The sequence below is a fragment of the Burkholderia sp. Bp8963 genome (assembly GCF_003854275.1).
Classification (GTDB): domain Bacteria; phylum Pseudomonadota; class Gammaproteobacteria; order Burkholderiales; family Burkholderiaceae; genus Burkholderia.
In genome coordinates, this window is sequence record NZ_QTQP01000064.1 from 22,395 (window position 1) to 37,925 (window position 15,531).

Below are 15,531 nucleotides of genomic sequence, written 5' to 3' on the forward strand. Positions count from 1 at the left end.
AAGAGTTGAGCTGCTGCTATCGCAGGATGTCCCGAACCGGCGACAGAGTTCCAAATTCAAAATCCGGCCGAGGCTGCCACGGCCCCAGCTTGTCTCCAGTGCGATTGATCCACGCGACGTTCATTCCGAGCGGCTTCGCGCCATCGATGTCGGCCCAGCTTGCGAGCGAGCAATGCAGGACGTTCTGCGCGCCAACCCCCAACCGATCGAGCGCCAGACTGAAGATGAGGTGCGACGGCTTGTATGCCTTGGCCATCTCGGCAGTCGTGACATGCTCGAAGTAGCTCACCAATCGGCTGCGCTTCCAGAGATCGCTGTCCATATTCGTAATGGGCATCAACGGGTATCGCGTGCTGATCCACTCGAGGAAGCTCACCGCGTCGGCGTGCGGTGGCGATTCTTCGACCAGATGGGTGAGCAGCGTATCGGTCAGCTTCTCGACGTCGTGGCCATCGAGGGCCTTCGGGAACAGGTCGTTGAAGCAGCTGGTCAATGCATCCTGGGCGACGGCGCGGTAGCTACGGTACGCGCCACCTCGATACAGGCGAACATTGCGCATGTCCCACTCGAGGTAGATCTCGAAGACCGGATGAGGAGAGTCCACACCCAGGATGCGCATCACCTCGGCGATGCCGGCCATGCCGCCCTTGTCGACGTCGACAAGTGTCCCGAAATAATCGAACGTCAGCGCCTTGATATCCATTTTCATTTCCTCATTGCAAAAGTTTGTACGCGCGCGGCGGCGTCCGGCGTCGCGAATGCAGCAACCGTCGCCCGCTGCTCGAGCTCGAGGCTACGGGCAAGGTCCGTGGAAAGCTCGTCGGTCAGCAGACGTTTGAGACGTGAGACCGAAAACGACGAACGCTCTGCGACGCGGGCTGCAAGCGCGTGCGCTGTCGCAACAAGCTCCTCTCCGTTGACCACACGGTTCACCAGGCCGAGAGACTGCAATTGAAGCGCTGTCTGTCGCTCACCGAGCAGCCAGAGTTCCATTGCTCGCTGGTAGCCGACAATTTTCGGCAACAGATGAGTGACGCCTCCGGTGACGAACTGCCCCCACTCCATTTCCGGGAAGAAGCAGACCAACTCGTCGGACGCGACCACGAGGTCGCAGTTGAGCAACCATTCAAAGCCCCCGCCAACGGCAAATCCGTGAATTGCACCGACAACCGGCTTCCCGTTGAACATGAGATCGCGCGTGATCTGTTGAATGCGCTCGACATGGCTGCGAATGCTCGCGTCGCTCTCCGTCTGTTTCCCGAACTCCTTGAGATCATCCCCGGCGCAGAACGCCCGGCCTGCACCGGTCAATACGATGGCCTTGCAATCTTCATCCGAATTGACTTCGACGAGTGCCCGATGAAGGTCATCCAGCAGATCACCACTGATCGCATTGAGGCGCTCCGGCCGATTGAGCGTGACGGTCGACACGGCGCCCGACTTCTCGACGATTGCGTAGCTCATCACGCCTCCTTTTCTACCCAGCGGGTCTTGCCTTCGGTGCGGGGGAAATGCTCGAATGGCACGATCGTGACCTGTGCGGTCGAGCCGACCTTGCTTCGAACCGCCGCCTCGACCTGCGCCGCGGCTTCGGCCCACCGTGTAATCGGCAACCGTTGGGCGGCCTCAACCGTCATCGTGATGCGGTCATACGGCCCATCGCCCTTCAGCACGATCCGGAAAATTCCCGACGCCCATTGCGGAACGGATTCGACGGCAACACGCACCGCGCTCGGGAAAACGTTGATGCCCCGGACGTTAAACATGTCGTCGGTTCGACCGGTGACGCGGAAACGCCAGGCCGTCCGCCCGTCCGGACCGGGGTCGACGCCGGTTACCGTAACGACGTCTCGGGTCCGATATCGGACCAACGGCTGACACTCCTTCTGCAAGTGCGTGCACACAAGCTCACCAACCGTTCCTTCCTCGACCGGAAGGCGCTCGAGCGTTGCGGGGTCCAGGATCTCCGCGAACACGACGTCGCTCGCGTGATACAGCAGATCATGGGTCCAGTCCGTTTGACCGCCGAGAATACTCAACACCTCCGACAGACCAAAGTTCGCGTTGCGTACTTTGAAACCCCACTTCTCCTCCATCGCATTTCTCAGATCGGGGTTGTCCAGTCCGGCCTCGCCGCCAAACAGACCCAGCGTCAGCTTCAGGTCGCGGGGACGCAGATCTCCCGACTCCCGCAGAATCTGCTCGATGAGTCCCGGATAGGAAGGCGTACACGAGATCGCGTTAATCCCGAGATTGACGATCGAATCGATGAGCAGCTTCGTGTTTCCGACACCGAAAGGGATCACGGTGGCGCCTGTCGCCTCCAGGATCGTGTGGTCAGTGAAGCCTCCGGTCCACATGCAGTAGTTCAGACAGTGGACCACACGGTCGGTGGGCCGCAGTCCCGCGGCCCACATCGACCGGGCTCCAACGTGAGCAATTCTCTGCGCATCTGCCGCGCTGTTCGCAAGAATCAAGGGGCGGCCGGTTGTACCGGACGTACGATGCAGGCGCGCCACGCGAGACTCGCCGCAGGCAACGTAGTCGCCGAACGGCGACGCATTTTCCTGGCTGATTCGAAGCTCATCCTTTTCCGTGAGGGGAAGCTCCTGCAACGAGTCAAGCGTGACTTCGTCGGTGATCCAGCGGGACAGCTTCGTTCGATAGAACAAAGACATCGATCGGAGATAGTTCCACTGAGTCGTCCAAAGCCTGTCCTGATGCTTTCGCACTTCGGACAGAGGCAAAGTCTCAAAAGCATCGTCAAAGAGTGCGTTACCGTCGGCACGAGACGCCAAGTTCATTTTCACCGTCCTTTAGTAGATCTAAAACAAAATCAATGACCATGGTGCAGTCGAAAGCAATCGATATCCAAGCGATCAAGACGTAGCGCGTACGACAATCCGAGCGTGGCTTCCGCTCACGATCGGCATCCCTCTGTCGGTGGCAACAAAGTCGAACCAGTAGAGATCACGGTCGCGCGATCGAAACGTCGCCGTGCCCCGAATCTCCGACTTTCCTCGCGATTGCATGAGTCGCGACAGGTGCGTGATAACGCCCATCGACGTTTGTCCGGCCTTGAGTACGTCGCGCATCGCCTCACTGCACGCACATTCCATGAGTGCGGAAAGCTCTGCTGTAGACAGTACGGCCACGCACGATAGCGATGAATCACTCGAGGAATGTGCGGAGCAGTTACAACGCTCGTTCGACCTCGTTACAGTTGCGCTGCTGCTACCCGGTACAAGCATGGATGCCTCCGTCTGGACCTACCCGGAATGACGCAAAGGCTGTGCCAGCCTGCGCAATTCGCCATTCGGCGTGCCTGCAGGCAGGCTCCCGCGTCGTGAACGCCGAACCGTTTTCGAATTGAACGTAAGATTTCTTTACGGTCGTTAAAAAACCGTCCGCTGTCGGAGTCAGCTACGAGATCTTTATTTCGGTGGCCAGGTTTGGCGACCGGGTAACATCACACGATGTGCGCGTCATCCGGGCGTGCCCCGCGATTGCGCGCGGCGAGCCGCACTCCGTCTCGTGCCCCCTCTTCTCGATGCCAACCATGCCAGACACCCGTCTCTCGCACGTACGACGTTTCGAATATCTGTGTGGCGGCCACGCGATCGCCGACGTGCTGCGGCAATGCGAGCGCCATGTGTCGCTCGCGAGCCGACAAGCCCACGCACGTGCCGAGCTGGGCCCCCGGAAACGCGACGGAGGTGGAATGAACACGCATGCGGTGGCCGCCCGCGTGCCCGCGATCCGCTCGGGAGGCGCGCGATGAGCGGCGGATCGCACGATCTCGTCGGCGACACGATCGCGCTCGGCACGTTTGCGCTGCTGTATCTCGCGGGGCTCGGCCTCGCGCTGTGGCGGATATGGGCGGCCGGACGGCGCGGCAAGGTTTACTGGTGCATCTGCGTGGCGCTGATGATCGGCGGCGCCGGCGCGATGCTCACGGGGCAGCCGCCGGAACCGGATTCCGGTGAAATGCCGGGCGGCGTCGCGCTCGGGGTCGAGGCCGTGCTGGCTGGGCTCACGATGGTTGCGGCGGGATGCGCGTGGCTGATGCTGCGTGCGCGTCGCGGACCGTAGCGCAGCGGGCTGCCACTTATCTTCGCGCGCCGATCATCCAGCACGCCGCATCGAAACGCACTTCATCACCGTGAACGAAAGGTTCGAACGCGGCGCGGACCGTTTCGACCACGCGCACGCGCGTCGCGTCATCTACCTCACGCAACGCGAGACCGACGGGCCCCAGCCGCGACACGTAGTCGGTCAACGCGCGGCCGGACGGACCGTTCCAGAGTGCGGCCTGCTCGACATTCGCTGACGGTGTGTGGTTCATCGTTGTTTCCTCGTGTATGCCCGCTGAAGGCGATACGCCAGTGTGCAACCTCAAGCCGGCTTGAGGTCAAGAGATCGTCCGATGCATAGTGCGGCACGCAATCGCCGGGCCCGTCCTCCGACCGGTTGCTGCTTCCGCATAACGCGGCTCGCCAAATCGCGGAGAATGCGTCGACGGCCCCGCACCCCCACGCACCTGCCGATTCGGATTCACATTTCTTACATTCGTATTGCGTATGTTGACGGCTTTTCAACGGTGACCTCCATGCGACGACTCTTCTTGCGCGCCGTGTCCGCGCGCGTTGCCTCGCTCATGGCGCTCGCGGCCCTCGCGACGCTGTCCGCGTGCTCGAATCACATCGACTCGCCCGCCGATCCGGCCAGCGCCGCGATCAACGTCCAGGCCGCCTGGGTCGAAATCGGCGACGCGAACCAGGCGATCGCCCGCGTGATCACGAACTACGCGCCCGCGTCGGCCAACGATCCGCTGTGCCCGCAACTCGCGGTCGACGGCAAGGTGTCGCGGATGGCGCTGCGCGCGGGCGCCGCGACCGTGCCGCAGCGTCCGACCGCCAGCGACCCGGCCGATTCGAAGCCGTCGAGCTTCCCGGTGTCGGTCTGCGAGACGACGCTGCCGGCCGGCGCGCAAAGCGCGAGCGTCGCGGGCCGCGCGCTGCCGCTGCCGAAGGCGCTGCCGCAGCGCATCGCGATCATCGCCGACACTGGCTGCCGGATGAAGAAGGCCGACAACGCGTGGCAGGCGTGCAACGATGCAACAGTCTGGCCGTTCGAGACGATCGCTGCGAGCGTTGCGAAGCTGTCGCCGGATCTCGTGCTGCACGTCGGCGACTACCACTACCGCGAGAACGCGTGCCCGCCCGACATCGCCGGCTGCAAGGACAGCCCGTGGGGTTACGGCTGGGATACGTGGCAGGCGGACCTGTTCCGCCCCGCCGCGCCGCTGTTCGCCAAAGCGCCGTGGGTCGTCGTGCGCGGCAACCACGAGGAATGCGCGCGCGGCGGCCAGGGCTGGTTCCGCTTCCTCGATCCGCAGCCCTACAGCGGCGCACGCTCATGCAACGATCCGGCCAACGATGGCAACGCGAACTATTCGGAACCGTATGCGGTCTCGCTCGGCGGCGGCTCGCAGGTGATCGTGTTCGACAGCGCGAAGGTCGGCCGCAACGCGCTGAAAACGACCGACACGCAATTCCAGATCTATCAGAAGCAGTTCCAGACCGTGGCCGCGCTCGCATCGAAGGCCGGCATGACGACGACGATCTTCACGAACCACCACCCGATCCTCGCGTTCGCGCCGATCGCGGGCAGCACGCCCGCGCCGGGCAACCTCGCACTGCAATCGGTGATGTCGAGCCTCAACGCGCAGGCGTACTACCCGCCGGGCGTGCACGTCGCACTGCACGGCCACGTGCACGACTTCCAGGCGATCAACTTCGCGTCCGGCCATCCGGCAACGATCGTGTCGGGCAACGCCGGCGACAACCTCGACGTCGCGCTGCCCGATCCGTTCCCGGCGGGCCTGACGCCCGCGCCCGGCGCAGTCATCGACCGGCTGTCGCACAACAACAGCTTCGGCTTCCTGATCATGGAGCGGCGTCCGGCGCCGGCAACGGGCTGGATCTTCCATGCGTATTCGGCGGCCGGCAAGCTGCTCGCGTCGTGCAGCCAGTCGGGCACGACGCTCGCGTGCGACAAGACGGGGTTCATCGCACCGTGAGTGACGAGGTTCGACGTGACGGCCGCCTATCGTGTGCGGCCGGGAAACGGATATCGATGACAGAATCGGGCGGGCGGGCGGATTCGGCTTCGGCTCTCGCACGCGGTGGGCGCGTCGTCCGCATGCTCGCCTTTGCCTCACTCGCCGGCCTGGCACTCACGGCGCACGCCGCGCCTTCCGAAACGGTCCTGCTGCCCGGCGCGCTGCCCGCGCGCGTCGTCGGCACGATCGGCAACGGCACGCCGCAGGTCGCGGCCAAGGTCGACGCGGCGACCGCGCGCTTCGCGCCCGATCCGATGCTCGTCGCGCTCGGCCGCCGGATCTTCTTCGACCCGCGCCTGTCCGAGCCGCGCGGGAAGTCGTGCGCGGGCTGCCACGATCCCGGCCGTGCGTTCGCGCCGACGCTGTCCGCGGCGTCGCTCGCGGGCCCGGGCGTGCCGGAAGGCAGCCGGCCGGGACGCTTCAGCCAGCGCAACGCGCCGTCGCTGCTCTACGTGCGCTACGTGCCGCGCCGCCATTTCTACCAGGACGACGACGCGCCCGCGCCGTCGCCGTTCGGCGGCCTGTTCAGCGACGGCCGCGCGGATACGCTCGCCGATCAGATCCGCGGGCCGCTGTTCGATCCGAACGAGATGAACAACCGGTCGCCCGCCGCGCTGCTGCGCAAGGTCGATACGACCGACCTCGCGCCGGCGCTCGCCGTGCGCTTCGGCGACAGCGTGCGGCGCGATCCGGAGCAGATGGTGCGTGCGCTCGGCTCGGCGGTTCAAGCGTATCTGCAGAGCGACGAAATGGCGCCGTTCACGTCCCGCTTCGACGCGTACCTGCGCAACCGCACGCCCCTCACCCCGCAGGAATTGCGCGGCCTTGCGCTGTTCAGGAATCCGGACAAGGGAAACTGCATGAGCTGCCATACGCTGTCCGACACGTCGAGCCGCCCGGAACGGTCGCTGTTCACCGATTTCGGCTACGACGCGATCGCCGTGCCGCGCAACCGCGCGCTGCCAGCCAACCGCGACCTGCGCCACTTCGACAACGGGCTGTGCGACACCGCGCGCCGGCTGCGCTGGCCCGAGCCGGACCAGTGGTGCGGCTACCTGCGCACGCCGGGCCTGCGCAACGTCGCGGTGAAGCAAACGTTCATGCACAACGGCGTGTTCACGTCGCTGCGCGACGCCGTCGCGTTCTACAACACGCGCTCGACCGATCCGCGCCACTGGTATCACGGCGCCGCGACGTTCGACGACGTGCCGCCCGCGTACCGCGGCAACATCAACGTCAACTCGACGCCGATGAACCGCCGCCCCGGCACGCCGCCTGCGCTGACCGAAGCGGAAATCGACGACCTCGTTGCGTTCCTCGGCACGCTGACCGACGCGCGCTACGCCGCTGCCGGCGCAGGGAGCAAGACCGGCGCCCCGGCGCACTGACGGTCGACCTCCGCGGCCTGGGCCGCCTGCCGGAAGCGAAACATGCTCGTCGACACGCACACGTGCGCGCACTGCCTGCCCGATCGTCCAGGACGCTTCAACGCTTCGATGCTTGCGTTATCGATACGGCCTTCGACATGCGCCGCGACGAACGTCAGCGCTCCTCCGCTGCACGCGCCTCGGAAGACGCCCGTATCCGCATGACGGTTTGACGCGAGGTCCCGAACCTGCGTGCGACCTCGCTGACCGAAAGGCCCTTGCCGAGCGAGCGCATGACGCGCTCCCGATCATGGCGCGAAAGCGAGGCCGGCCTGCCGGTGCGTCGTCCGTTTTCCTGCGCGGATTTCAGGCTCTCCCTGCTGCGCTGGCTTCTCGTCGCCATTTCCATCCGGACGATCGCGCGCAGCGTCCTGACTGCTTGCGTCTCGGGACGTCCGGCAAGATCCACGTTGCCGAGTTCGACGCATCGAACGGAAATTCTTGCCTTGCGGCACTGGATCAGCGTCGAAAGGACATCTCGTGCGCTGCAGCCGAGCGCGGAGAGTTCGAGCACGACCAGCAGATCGCCGGGCTCGGCCCGTCTCAGGAGACCTTTGAGTTCCGGCCGCTCCGCGGCCACGACGTAAGGCGGTACATGGTCGATCGCAATGCGATTGAGCACCACCGTGTAGCCGGCCTTGTCGAGTGCAATCAGGTCCTGCTCCGGAACATGGCTGTCGGCCACACTGTTGAGGTAGAAAAAGGTTCGGCGCAAGACGATCTCCGAAGAGTGCAAGGCTGTCGGCACGTTTGTCGCTCCCGGCTGCGTCGTTCTATGGCCGGGATTCGCCAGTCACGACCTGCACGATCCTGTCGGTCGAAACCGGCTTGACGAGGATGACGTCGAACCCTTTCCAGTCGTAGTGTTCCAGCGTGGCGGGGATCATTCCGACGACACGGGTGCCAGGATAGATCTCGAGCGTGTTGACGGCGAGCATGCATGCGTGGTCCGGATCCCGTTCGATGTCGACGACAACCGCTACCGCTGGCCCGTGTGAAATCGCTTCATCGATGCGACTCTTCGAGATCACCGTCGTTCTGAATCCTCGCAGGCGCAACAGCAGCGCAATCGATTCCCTGACGTGCGCGTTGCCGCCGCAAATCACGATGTTCTTGCCCGCGTGCGGCGGCGGAACATCGACGATCGTCGCACTGCGCAATACGGCTTCGCAACTCAGCCAAAGCAGGCGAGCCTCTTCGTAGGCATCGAGCGCCATTTGCCTGGCGGTATCGTCCGCCAGTGGATTGCCGGAAAGCGCTCGTACGCGCGCCTCGGCCGATTCGAGACGTCGGGCCGCTTCGTCGAACTGCGCCTTCGCATTGCTGTCGCGGATGTCGATGCTCTTCGTCATTGCTCCATTCAGCCACGCAGCCGCGCGTAAGCGGACTGCAGGTCATCGAGTGTCACGGGTTTTGTCAGGTGCGCATCGAATCCGGCATGCTCGGACTGCGTGACGTCAGCGGCCTGACCAAAGCCGCTGAGCGCAATACAGATCACCGATTTCAGCGCCGGCGTTTCGCGCAGCTTCTCGACGAACGCGAATCCGTCCATGCCCGGCATGCCGATATCGGACAGCACGATATCCGGCACATTGCCGTCGAGCATCGACAGCGCCTCTTCGCCACTGGTCGCTGTCTGGACGATCGCGCCTTCGCTCTCCAGCAGCAGCTTGAATGTCTCGACCGTTGCGGCATCGTCGTCGACCATCAGGATATGCAAGCCTCGCAACGATTCTGCCGAGACCCCGTCGACCACATTCAAATCGGTCAGCGCACGGTGCGTCGGCAGCGTGACCGTAAACGTCGCACCGCGGCCGACACCTTCCGATTCCGCACGCACCGCGCCGCCGTGCAGGTTCACGAGATCCCTGACAAGCGCGAGGCCAATGCCGAGGCCGGCGCGACGCGCACTGGTGTCACGGCTTTGCTGGAACATGTCGAAGATGTGCGGCAACAGCGAAGGCTCGATGCCGCTGCCGGTATCGGTCACGCGGAGCACGGCTTCCGCATGTCCGTTGACCTGCAACGACACATCCACCGAGCCCCGGCGGGTGAACTTCAGCGCGTTGCTGATCAGGTTCCAGACGATCTGTTCGATTCGCGTGAGGTCGGCATGGATGACGACGGGGGAATCGGTCACCGTGATATTGAGTGCAAGGCCGCGCTGGTCCGCTTCGTCCTGAACGGCACTGGCGACGCGCCGCACGATCTCGCGCATGTCGACCGGCGTGCGCACCACCGACAGCTTGCCGGTCCGCACGCGCGAGATGTCGAGCAGATCGTCGATGATCTGCGCCTGGCTGATCACGGTGCGCCGGATCGTATCGGTTGCACGCGAGAGGTTCAGGTTTTGCCGCGTTTCCGGCGTGCGCGCAATCAGCTCCGCGCTCGCCGAAATGAGATTGAGCGGATGCTTGAGTTCGTGGGATACCACGGCGAGAAATTCGTCGCGCTGCCGCCGGACTTCCCGCTCGCTTGCGTCGCGAAGCAGCTCGATCTTGGCGTCGCGGCCGAACTTGGTGGCCTGAGCGAATTCCCCGAGGTCGCGCGCGATTTTCGCGAACCCGCTGACGCCAGGTTCGTCCAGACGCGACAACACGCCGCTCGCAAAGAAGAGCGTGCCGTCCTTGCGCCGATGCCACCGCTCTTCTTCGGTGCGCCCGTTCAGGCGGGCTTCCGTAAACTCGCGCTGCGCAACGTTATTGGCCTGGTCTTCCTCGGTCGACAGCACGTCGGCAGACTGCCCGATCATTTCCGCTTCGGTATACCCGAAGATCCGTTCCGCGCCCGCGTTCCAGCTGGTGACGATGCCGTCGTCGTCGAACGTAATGATCGCGTAGTCCTTGGTGCCCTCGGCCACGATACGCATGCGCCGCTCGCCTTCGCGCAGCCGGTCCTCAGCGTGCCGGCGGTCCGTGATGTCGATGAAGGACAGCACCGCGCCATCGATACGGTCTTCCGTCGTCCGGTAAGGCACGAAGCGCGCAAGATACCAGCGTCCGTCGTTGCTCTTCAGCTCGCGTTCGATCAGGCGCAGCGAATCGAATGCCTCGGCCGCATCGTCGGCGAGCTTGTCGTATTCGAGCCGATGCGTGATGTCGAGCAACGAGCGGCCGATGTCGGAAGGAATGATGCTGAAGACATCCGTCGCGCGCGGCGTGTACCGCTTGATGCAGATATTGCGATCGACGAAGATCGTGCCGATATCGTTCGCGGCAATCAGGTTCTGCAAGTCGTCGTTGATCTTGCCGGTTTCCTCGACCTTCGATTTCAGCTCGGCGTTGACGGTGGTCAACTCCTCGTTGATCGACTGCAGCTCTTCCTTGCTGGTCTCGAGTTCTTCCGTCGCCGAACGCAGTTCTTCGTTGATCGCCTGCAGTTCTTCGTTGGACGCCTTCAGCTCTTCCGTCGACGTTTCGGACTGCTCGATGGTCGACTGGAGCTGTTCCTTCGTGCGCAGCAGCTCGCGTTCGAGCTGGCTGATGATCGGGTCCTTTTGCACGTCGGTCGTCGAAGCCTCCGTACCGCTCATGCTGTCTTCGACTTCATCGAACAGCACCAGCACGAAATCCGCGTTGGCTTCGGAATCGTGCACGGGACGCGCCGTCATGTTGACGAAATACGAACGCGCGTCGCGTTCGATCCTCACGCGCCGCGCCTCCACGCTGCGATTCGTGTGCAATGCCTGGTAGATCGCGGTGCGCAATTCGAGCCGCAATTCGGGGCGTACCACGGCAATGATGTTGTGCGACGGTTCCCCGCCCGAATACTGCAGGAACCGTCCTGCGCGGTCGGACAGGTGAACGATTTCGGAATCGCGGTTGACGAGTACGCTCGGCGGCGCATATTGCTCGACGAGGCGCTGATGCAGGTCGCCAAACGAGAAGCGGCGGCGGCCCGGCGGCTGCACCGTTGCAACGATCGGCCGTGCGCTCATCGTGCCGGTAATCGCGACAGGAACGGGCGTGTCGCCGCGCACCGCCACGTTCGCGCGGTAGATGCGGTTGCGCTTGTCGATCACGCTGAACATCGAGCTGACGCTGTCGGCCGATTCCGAGCTGCCGAGAAACAGCACGCCGCCCGGACGCAGCGCGAAGTGAAACATCTTCAGGATCTCGATCTGGGCTTCCCGATCCAGATAAATCAGCAGATTGCGACAGCAGATCAGGTCGAGCCGCGAGAACGGCGGGTCGCTCAGGACATTGTGGTGCGCGAACAGCATATGCTCGCGCAGTTCCTTCTTGACGCGATAGTGCGCGGCGTCTTTCGAGAAGAACTGGCGCACGCGGCTGGCCGTCACGTCGGCGAGAATCGAGTCGGGAAAGAGGCCGGCGCGCGCAAACGAGATGGCCCGCTCGTCGATATCGGTCGCGAACACCTGGAACGAAATGCCCTCGGTCGATTTCAGCGACCGCTCCTGCAGCAGCATCGCCAGCGAATAGGCCTCTTCGCCGGTTGCACAGCCGACGGACCACACGCGGATGCGATCCTGCTCGCCGCGCCCTTCGAAAAGCTGGGGCAGCACTTCGCGCTCCAGCACGTCGAACGCCTCCTTGTCGCGGAAGAAGTTCGTGACGCTGATCAGCATGTCCTGCAGCAGCGCCTGGGTTTCCTCCTGGTGCACGTGGAGATGGTCGCGGTACGCCTGGAGATCGGTAATGCCGTTGACCTGCAGCCGGCGCTCGATCCGGCGCAGGACGGTCGCCCGCTTGTAATGACGGAAATCGTGCCCGGTGCGGGTTCGCAAGATGATCATGATCTCGCGCAACGCGCGCTCGGCCGCCTCGTTGACCGGCTCCTCCTGGCGCTCATCGTTTCCGACGACGGGCAGGTGAATTTCCTTTGCGGTCGTCCACAAGTCCATCAGCCGTTGCGGCATCTCCGCCGAGGTGAGCACGAAGTCGACCATCCCGGTGGCAATGGCGCTGCGCGGCATGCTGTCGTATTCCGCTTCAGTCGGATCCTGGGCGAACGTGATGCCGCCCATTTCCTTGACTCTCGACAGCCCGACAGAGCCGTCCGAGCCCGCGCCGGACAGCACGACGCCGATCGCGCGTTCGCGGTGAACCTCCGCAAGCGTCCGGAAGAACAGGTCGATTGCGGCTCGACGACCGCCTTCGTCCGGCCGGTTGGGGGCGACGCGCAGGTAGTCGTCGACCATGGTCAACTCGAGCGACGGCGCGATCAGGTAGACGTGGTCAGGCTGAATGGGCGTGGCGCTGGTGACCTCCAGCACGGGCATGCTGGTAACCTTCTGCAGCAAGGCGCCGAGATTGCTTTCGTGATCGGGTGCCAGATGCACGACCACGACAAAAGCCATCGACGTGGTCGACGGCAGTGCTTCCTAGAATTCCAGGAGCGCACTCAATCCGCCCGCCGAGGCGCCGATCCCGACGATCGGATAGTTTGCCTGGCTCGGGAGAGTCTGCCCACGTCGATTCGACATCGCTGCTTGTCCTGTTAGAAGAATAATAGTTCCGCGGCCAGGTTCAGGCAGGGTTCCGGGCCGCTTGCGCACAAAATATGCGCAGGCCGCCATTATCCGCCCACGCGTATTGACTGCAAGAACTTTGCCGCATTGCCGGCTCGCGATGCCGCAGCCTTCTGTCGCCGATGGATGCGAGACTCCAGGGTCTAGAGTCAGGTCGAAGCGGCCGCCCCGCCCTCCGTCAGCTCGATCAGCCGGCGTGCGAGGCCTGCGATCGGCAGCACATAGTCGGCGTAAGGAGACGCATGCAGCGGCATCTCGCATGCGAACGCTTCGGCGGGGTCCTGGACGATCGTGGTGCCGCCGCACGACTGGATGGCCTCGAGACCGGCCGCGCCGTCGTCGAGCAGGCCCGTCAGGACGACGCCGATCACGCGCGGGCCCATCTCGGCGGCGACACTGCGAAACAGCGGGTCGATCGCCGGTCGCGCAAAGTTCTCTTTCGCGCCACGCAGCAGGCGAAAATGCCTGCCTTCGACAATCAGATGCCGATCCGGCGGCGCCACGTAAATTCTGCCGGGCAAGTACGTTTCGCCATCCAGGGCGTGTACCGCACGGAGCGGCCCGGCATCGCTCAGCAGCGACGGCAGCATGCTGCCATGGGCGCCGACATGCAGCACGACTGCGACGGTAGCCCGCAAGTCGCGGGGAAGCCGGGACACGAGCGCGCAAAGCGCGTCGACTCCGCCCGACGACGTTCCTATTGCGATGAAGTCCCGGTGGATCAATTCGGCCCCGGTCTTTCGAATCGCATGTGCAGCATTCCGCGCACCGCCCGCGCGCCCTTCATCCGGCAGATCGGGCCGCCTTTGCGCCATTGTTCGCTCAGGCGCGTCGACAGGAAACGTCGAGCCACGAAAGATGGATTCCATGAAAGGAACGTTACACCATCCCGAGCATCTGGGGATCGGTGATCGAATCGGGGGGCCAGACGTGGCGCCATATCCAATATCGACGCCTCGGTCCGTAAAGCGGAACATACGGACACATCGCCGTTGTGTACTTTCCCGCCAGCCCTGTCATATGCTTTGTATGACCTTTTCCCGGCCAACGCAGTCACTCGACGGGTCATCAAAATGATCGTTCAGAGGCTCTCGTTCCGCGCTGCTGCGGGCAAGCTGCAAGTCGTCGCGGTGTGGCGATGCCTTGCAAAGTGTCGCGCACGAGTGCGCCGCTGGAACGTACACGTCGATCGCAGGAGCGGCGTGGAGGCGATGACCGTCGACATCGTCGGCTCCGGTCCGCTGAACACCGACGACATCGCCGCCATGCTCGGCGAAGCACCTCTGGAATTGACCGTTACGCTGTTCCATATGGCAGTGATCTCGAACCCCGCGGCCACGCTCGGGCTCGCGAAGAAGGACGCACGCGACACGACGGACGAGTTGCCGATCGCGCGCCCGGCTCCGAGGCTGACGCTGGTCAGGGATATCACCCATCACATCGCACGTCCCAAACGAGATTGATCGCGTGCGACGCGCGGCAAGCGTTCGCGACTCGACGTCGCCGCGGTCATTTCGTTCAATTCAGGATGAACGACATGCCGGCACCCGTCAGAACCGTCGCGTGAAGCAATCCGATGAAAACCACGCCTTACCGCAATTACGCCGCGCAGGAACTGGCCCACATCGAAGCGATGATCCTGCAGCTCGAACAGCTCGTACAAAGCGGGAATTTAGACTGGCGGGGAACGATCGTGACATTGCCGGACTACTGGCGCGCACGCATCAAGGCCGTCGCCAATGTTCCGCGAGACCTGGAGCCGCAAGTCGACATGTTGCTGGCCCGCGTCGACGCAATTGACGCAGTGCGCCAGCATCACCAGGGATGCGAGCCGCATCAGTGAGCCGCCGCACTCCGTCCTCCGACGCTGTCCTTTTCTGATCCGCCATTGCTGAAAACGCTCCCAACGACACGGGAATCCGGCGGAACCGGCACTTCAGGCAGCTTCATGCGTTTCCTCTGCTGAATGGCCAACGGCTCTGCCGCCCGCTTGCTGTCGCACACAATGCTGGTTATATTTACAGTACTGTATTTATGAACAGTGAGGTGCGCGATGGAACATCTGGTCCGGATCGTCAACGACACTGATCGCCAAGTGCTGGCGTGGCTTCGCACGCAGGTTGGCGATGCCCGCGTGGAGCGCGCGGCGCGGCAGCTCGGGCACACCCGCAAGCCCTATCCGTCCGCCGTGTGCCGATATCTGGGCATGAACCCGCCAGCCACGCTGCGCCATGCGCCGCGGCCGCGGGTCGCGCGTGATTTCTCGGTCGGCGATCGTTACCTGTCGCTGATCCGTCAGCACCTCGCCGCGCACACGGCCGGCCGCTAGCTCGGGGCGCCGGCCGAACCGGCGGGATGGCGGCTAGGAGTCTGGGCGGCAGAAGTCAATTCCTGGTCATCGGGCAAGGGAGGTGGCGCGTTATGAGCAGATGAGCGCGAATTACCTCCCCTATGAGCCGCAGCAAATGCTGCTGCTACCTGAAGCCCTG

At 63.8% G+C, this 15,531-nt stretch carries 14 protein-coding genes and 1 pseudogene; 6 read left to right on the forward strand and 9 right to left on the reverse strand.

What is annotated here, in order from left to right; translation table 11 throughout:
* Positions 1-16: 16 nt before the first annotated feature.
* From DID96_RS32940 to DID96_RS39660, 4 genes are all read right to left on the reverse strand, one after another.
* Positions 17-703: an HAD family hydrolase gene (locus DID96_RS32940; protein WP_124603386.1), complete on the reverse strand. Its 687-nt coding sequence runs from the start codon at positions 701-703 to the stop codon at positions 17-19.
* 2 nt (positions 704-705) lie between these two features.
* Positions 706-1,464 (reverse strand): enoyl-CoA hydratase/isomerase family protein, encoded by a 759-nt coding sequence (locus DID96_RS32945; protein ID WP_124603387.1) that lies wholly within the window; start codon positions 1,462-1,464, stop codon positions 706-708.
* Complete coding sequence (locus tag DID96_RS32950; RefSeq protein ID WP_124603388.1) at positions 1,464-2,804, reverse strand: phenylacetate--CoA ligase family protein; 1,341 nt, start codon at positions 2,802-2,804, stop codon at positions 1,464-1,466. The genes DID96_RS32945 and DID96_RS32950 overlap by 1 nt, the downstream gene beginning before the upstream one ends.
* Before the next feature lie 75 nt (positions 2,805-2,879).
* Complete coding sequence (locus tag DID96_RS39660; RefSeq protein ID WP_409333833.1) at positions 2,880-3,251, reverse strand: thioesterase, FlK family; 372 nt, start codon at positions 3,249-3,251, stop codon at positions 2,880-2,882.
* Between the two features lie 526 nt (positions 3,252-3,777).
* On the opposite strand from DID96_RS39660, the gene DID96_RS32955 reads away from it, so the two are divergent.
* Positions 3,778-4,092, forward strand: a complete 315-nt coding sequence (locus DID96_RS32955) for a hypothetical protein (protein WP_124603389.1) — start codon at positions 3,778-3,780, stop codon at positions 4,090-4,092.
* Between the two features lie 16 nt (positions 4,093-4,108).
* On the opposite strand, the pseudogene DID96_RS32960 reads toward DID96_RS32955, so the two are convergent.
* Positions 4,109-4,282: pseudogene (locus DID96_RS32960) on the reverse strand (SAM-dependent methyltransferase); the annotation flags it as partial.
* Positions 4,283-4,609: 327 nt separating this feature from the next.
* Between DID96_RS32960 and DID96_RS32965 the strand changes: the two are divergent.
* Together DID96_RS32965 and DID96_RS32970 are read left to right on the forward strand one after the other, a co-directional pair.
* Entirely contained in the window at positions 4,610-6,082 is a 1,473-nt protein-coding gene (locus tag DID96_RS32965) for a metallophosphoesterase (RefSeq protein ID WP_124603390.1), read from the forward strand.
* Positions 6,083-6,204: 122 nt separating this feature from the next.
* Positions 6,205-7,512 (forward strand): cytochrome-c peroxidase, encoded by a 1,308-nt coding sequence (locus DID96_RS32970; protein ID WP_260464093.1) that lies wholly within the window; start codon positions 6,205-6,207, stop codon positions 7,510-7,512.
* 154 nt (positions 7,513-7,666) lie between these two features.
* On the opposite strand, the gene DID96_RS32975 is transcribed toward DID96_RS32970, so the two are convergent.
* The 4 genes from DID96_RS32975 to DID96_RS32990 form a co-directional block, all read right to left on the reverse strand.
* Complete coding sequence (locus tag DID96_RS32975) at positions 7,667-8,266, reverse strand: recombinase family protein (RefSeq protein WP_124603392.1); 600 nt, start codon at positions 8,264-8,266, stop codon at positions 7,667-7,669.
* A 58-nt stretch (positions 8,267-8,324) separates the two neighbouring features.
* Positions 8,325-8,768, reverse strand: coding sequence for a hypothetical protein (locus DID96_RS32980; RefSeq protein WP_124603393.1), 444 nt, complete (start codon positions 8,766-8,768; stop codon positions 8,325-8,327).
* A 143-nt stretch (positions 8,769-8,911) separates the two neighbouring features.
* Positions 8,912-12,889 carry a CheR family methyltransferase gene (locus tag DID96_RS32985; protein ID WP_260464096.1) on the reverse strand — a complete coding sequence of 1,326 codons (3,978 nt, stop codon included), beginning with the start codon at positions 12,887-12,889 and terminating at the stop codon, positions 8,912-8,914.
* A 302-nt stretch (positions 12,890-13,191) separates the two neighbouring features.
* Complete coding sequence (locus DID96_RS32990; RefSeq protein ID WP_260464094.1) at positions 13,192-13,857, reverse strand: chemotaxis protein CheB; 666 nt, start codon at positions 13,855-13,857, stop codon at positions 13,192-13,194.
* A gap of 396 nt (positions 13,858-14,253) precedes the next feature.
* On the opposite strand from DID96_RS32990, the gene DID96_RS32995 reads away from it, so the two are divergent.
* From DID96_RS32995 to DID96_RS33005, 3 genes are all read left to right on the forward strand, one after another.
* The gene (locus DID96_RS32995; RefSeq protein WP_124603394.1) at positions 14,254-14,505 is read left to right on the forward strand and encodes a hypothetical protein; all 252 of its coding nucleotides are present in this window, start codon (positions 14,254-14,256) and stop codon (positions 14,503-14,505) included.
* A gap of 113 nt (positions 14,506-14,618) precedes the next feature.
* A complete protein-coding gene (locus DID96_RS33000; protein WP_124603395.1) occupies positions 14,619-14,885 on the forward strand; it encodes a hypothetical protein in 267 nt (88 codons plus the stop codon).
* Positions 14,886-15,095: 210 nt separating this feature from the next.
* Positions 15,096-15,371: a hypothetical protein gene (locus DID96_RS33005; RefSeq protein WP_124603396.1), complete on the forward strand. Its 276-nt coding sequence runs from the start codon at positions 15,096-15,098 to the stop codon at positions 15,369-15,371.
* The last annotated feature ends 160 nt before the right edge of the window (positions 15,372-15,531 follow it).